The 3,319-nt window shown below is 60.5% G+C and carries 3 protein-coding genes and 1 pseudogene; all 4 read right to left on the reverse strand.

Going from position 1 to position 3,319, the window contains the following annotated elements:
• On the reverse strand, positions 1-1,162 hold a 1,162-nt coding region (locus EPO09_RS03185), incomplete at its 3' end, for a molybdopterin-dependent oxidoreductase (RefSeq protein WP_290640071.1).
• Positions 1,163-1,201: 39 nt separating this feature from the next.
• Positions 1,202-1,402, reverse strand: a complete 201-nt coding sequence (locus tag EPO09_RS03190; protein ID WP_290640072.1) for a hypothetical protein — start codon at positions 1,400-1,402, stop codon at positions 1,202-1,204.
• 23 nt (positions 1,403-1,425) lie between these two features.
• Positions 1,426-3,144 (reverse strand): hypothetical protein, encoded by a 1,719-nt coding sequence (locus EPO09_RS03195; RefSeq protein ID WP_290640074.1) that lies wholly within the window; start codon positions 3,142-3,144, stop codon positions 1,426-1,428.
• A 19-nt stretch (positions 3,145-3,163) separates the two neighbouring features.
• Positions 3,164-3,319 (reverse strand): annotated as a pseudogene (locus EPO09_RS03200) (MFS transporter); the annotation flags it as partial.

The raw sequence follows: 3,319 nt of genomic DNA on the forward strand, positions 1-3,319 counted from the left end.
CGTTGTAGGCCAAGGTCTTCCACTCGGCGTTATTGCCTTGGGCCAGATCGCCCACCATGTCGCTGGCGCGCAGATAGCGGCCGGGTACCAGAGCCTTGCCGGCCGGTGTGTCCTGCTCTTCGAGCATGACCAGCATCGGCAGGTCGGTGTAGCGGCGGGCGTAGTCGTCGAAGTACGCGCTACGCGGCTTGTCCTTGTCACCGAAGTAGAAGTCCTTGAGGATCACATGGCCCATGGCCATGGCCACGGCTGCATCGGTGCCCTGCTTCGGGTGCATCCAGATGTCGGCCAGCTTGGCGACTTCCGAGTAGTCAGGCGTGACGGCAACCGTCTTGGTACCCTTGTAGCGAACTTCGGTGAAGAAGTGCGCATCAGGCGTACGCGTCTGGGGCACGTTGGAGCCCCAGGCGATGATGAAGTTGGAGTTGTACCAGTCGGCCGATTCAGGCACGTCGGTCTGCTCACCCCAGATCTGCGGGCTGGAAGGAGGCAGGTCGCAATACCAGTCGTAGAAGGACATGCACACGCCACCGATCAGGCTCAGGTAGCGGCTGCCCGCTGCATAGCTGATCATGGACATGGCCGGAATCGGCGAGAAGCCGATGATGCGGTCCGGCCCGTACTGCTTGATTGTGTAGACGTTGGATGCGGCCACGATCTCGTTGACTTCATCCCAGCTGGTGCGCACGAAGCCACCCAGGCCGCGCTCCTTCTGCCAGGAACGACGTGTCTCGGGGTTGCTCATCAGGCTGGCCCAAGCGTCCACCGGTGTCTTGGACACGGTACGGGCTGCACGCCAGTGCTTGAGCAACTCGCCACGCACCATGGGGTGCTTCACACGGTTGGCGCTGTAGAGGTACCAGGAGTAGCTGGCGCCGCGTGCGCAACCACGGGGCTCGTGGTTGGGCAGATCGTCACGGGTACGTGGGTAGTCTGTTTGCTGCGTTTCCCAGGTGACGATGCCGCCCTTGACATACACCTTCCACGAACAGGAGCCCGTGCAGTTCACGCCGTGGGTGGAGCGCACGATCTTGTCGTGCTGCCAGCGGTTGCGGTAGGCGTCTTCCCAAGTGCGGTCTTCGCCGTTGGTGACGCCATGACCATTCGCGAACGACTCTTTGGGTTGCGCGAAAAAGGTCAGTCGGTCAAGAAAATGACTCATGTTGGATTCCTTGCTAAATCTCGAAGGCCTTGAGGACGATCATCGCGAGAACAGCGACCACGCGCCATACCCTGCAATAGCTAGTCCGAACAGCAGGTTCAAGGGGCGCGTACGCTCGTTGGCCTGCGGTATGAACAGCGCATCAATGCGCATGGCCTCTGTAAGCGGGTGGCGAACGATGCTGGCCAGCACCAGGGTGATGCCGTAAGCGACGGCGCCCGCATTGACGACGATGTCCATGGCCCTACTCCTTTTGAACGATGTCAGGCCGTTTGGCCGAGGTCGATGCGCTTCATGCGCTCCTTGTCGGCGTCGGAAAGCTTGTCCCACCAGGTGCCACCACCGTTGCCGTAGTCAAAGCGCTCGGCGCCGTTACGGGTGTAGTAGTACCAGTTGACCAGCAGCGAGTACACGTAGAACACGGCGGCACCGATGAAGAAGGCGTTGACGGTGCCGGTCTTTTCCAGCGAAGTGGCGATCAGCGAGTTCCACACAAAGGGGCCGAAGGCCGCCCAGGCACCCGTCCAGCCCAGCATCTGCGCGCCCTTGGCAGGCGAGTAGGCAAACACGATGGGGTACTGACGGAAAGTGGCCGCGTTGTTGATGCCGGACATCAGGAAGATCCACAGCATGCCCCACAGGAAGCCGCTGAACTGATCAATGCTGGTTGGTGTCAGGTAGCCACCCAGCACCAGGAAAGCCACGCCGGCGATCTGGCCAACGGTTGTCCATTGCATGCCCTTGGAGCCACCGATCTTGTCGAAGAAGCCACCAGTCAGCATGCGCACCAGGCCACCCAACAGCGGGCCGATGTAGGCGTATTGCAGCGGATCAGGCGCACCGTCAAAGCCGCCATACAGCGTCTTGATCAGCATGGGGAAAGCAGCAGAGAAGCCGGAGAACGAACCGAAAGAGCAGATGTAGGTCATCGTGCAGTTCCAGGTGTGAACACGTGCACGGTTGCGACTGCTCAAGATCTCGAACTGGCCCATGAAGCCGCGCGAGGGCATCTGCAGGCTGCGCAGGAAAACGGCAGACAGCACAAAGGCCAGCACCAGGAAAGGCACCCACACGAAGGCCGCGTTTTGCAGCCACATGGGCTTCTTGACCACGTTCTTCAAGACCACATCGGTGATGACGCCCGCGTCGTTGCGCTTGACTTCCAGGCCCATGCCCTTGGTCGGGTTCACCGCTGTGATCACGCCATTGGCGTCCTTGACCACATCAGCCTTGATCAGCTTGACCTTGTCGGTCTCATGCAACTTCACATCCTTGAGGGCACCGGCTTCGTCACGGATGATGTCGATCGCATCGGCATATTCAGGCTTGTTGACCTTCACGTCCTTGACGATCTTGCCTTCCTTGACCACGGTCAGCGCGCCCTTGATTGGCTCACCCTTGGTGAACACCAGCGGGCCACCAGCGGTGGCGCCCAAAGCGGCCAGACCGATGATCCAAGGGGCCACGAACTGAACGATCGACACGCCAAAGTTACCCAGGCCAGCCTGGATGCCCATGGCCGTGCCTTGCAGGCGCTTGGGGAAGAAGATCGATGTCGAGGGCATGAAGGAAGAGAAGTCCCCACCACCCATGCCGCACAGGAAGCCGATGATCATGAAGGTGGTCCACGGCGTGTTCAGGTCCTGAACGGCGTAGCCCAGCCACACCATCGGCACCACCTTGATGATGGTGGAGATGCTGATCACAGGCCTGGTGCCCAGCACCGGGATGAAGTTCGAATGGATCAGACGCAGGATGCCGGAGGCCAGGCCAGGGATGGCGGCCAGCCAGAACAGCTCTGAGGTGGTGAACTTGAAGCCGATGGCGGGCATGCGCACCACCACCGCGCTCATCACAAACCAGGTCGCGAACGAGAAGATCAGCGAGAAGGTGGTGACACCGCAGGTACGCCACGCGAGGGCGCTCCCCTGCTCACGCCAGAAGCTAGGGTCTTCTGGCTTCCAGTTTTGGATCTTGGCCATGGTAATTCCTTGGGAGAGTTCAATGCTTGAACGATTGGCTGAACGGTGCAGCCGGGGCGTTGCGGCCCATGACTTCTGTCTTGCGGACCTCGGTCCAGTACATCCAGATCAACGAGACCCAGACCACGCCGTAAAGCAACATGAAAGCGCTGGAGCGGATGCCGGTGACATCCAG

It is taken from the genome of Aquabacterium sp. (assembly GCF_004297345.1).
Classification (GTDB): domain Bacteria; phylum Pseudomonadota; class Gammaproteobacteria; order Burkholderiales; family Burkholderiaceae_C; genus Aquabacterium.

Bases quoted from the DNA above. Each gene is read 5' to 3' on its own strand.
- EPO09_RS03190 (WP_290640072.1), bottom strand. From the start codon at position 1,402: ATGGACATCGTCGTCAATGCGGGCGCCGTCGCTTACGGCATCACCCTG.
- EPO09_RS03195 (WP_290640074.1), bottom strand. From the start codon at position 3,144: ATGGCCAAGATCCAAAACTGGAAGCCAGAAGACCCTAGCTTCTGGCGT.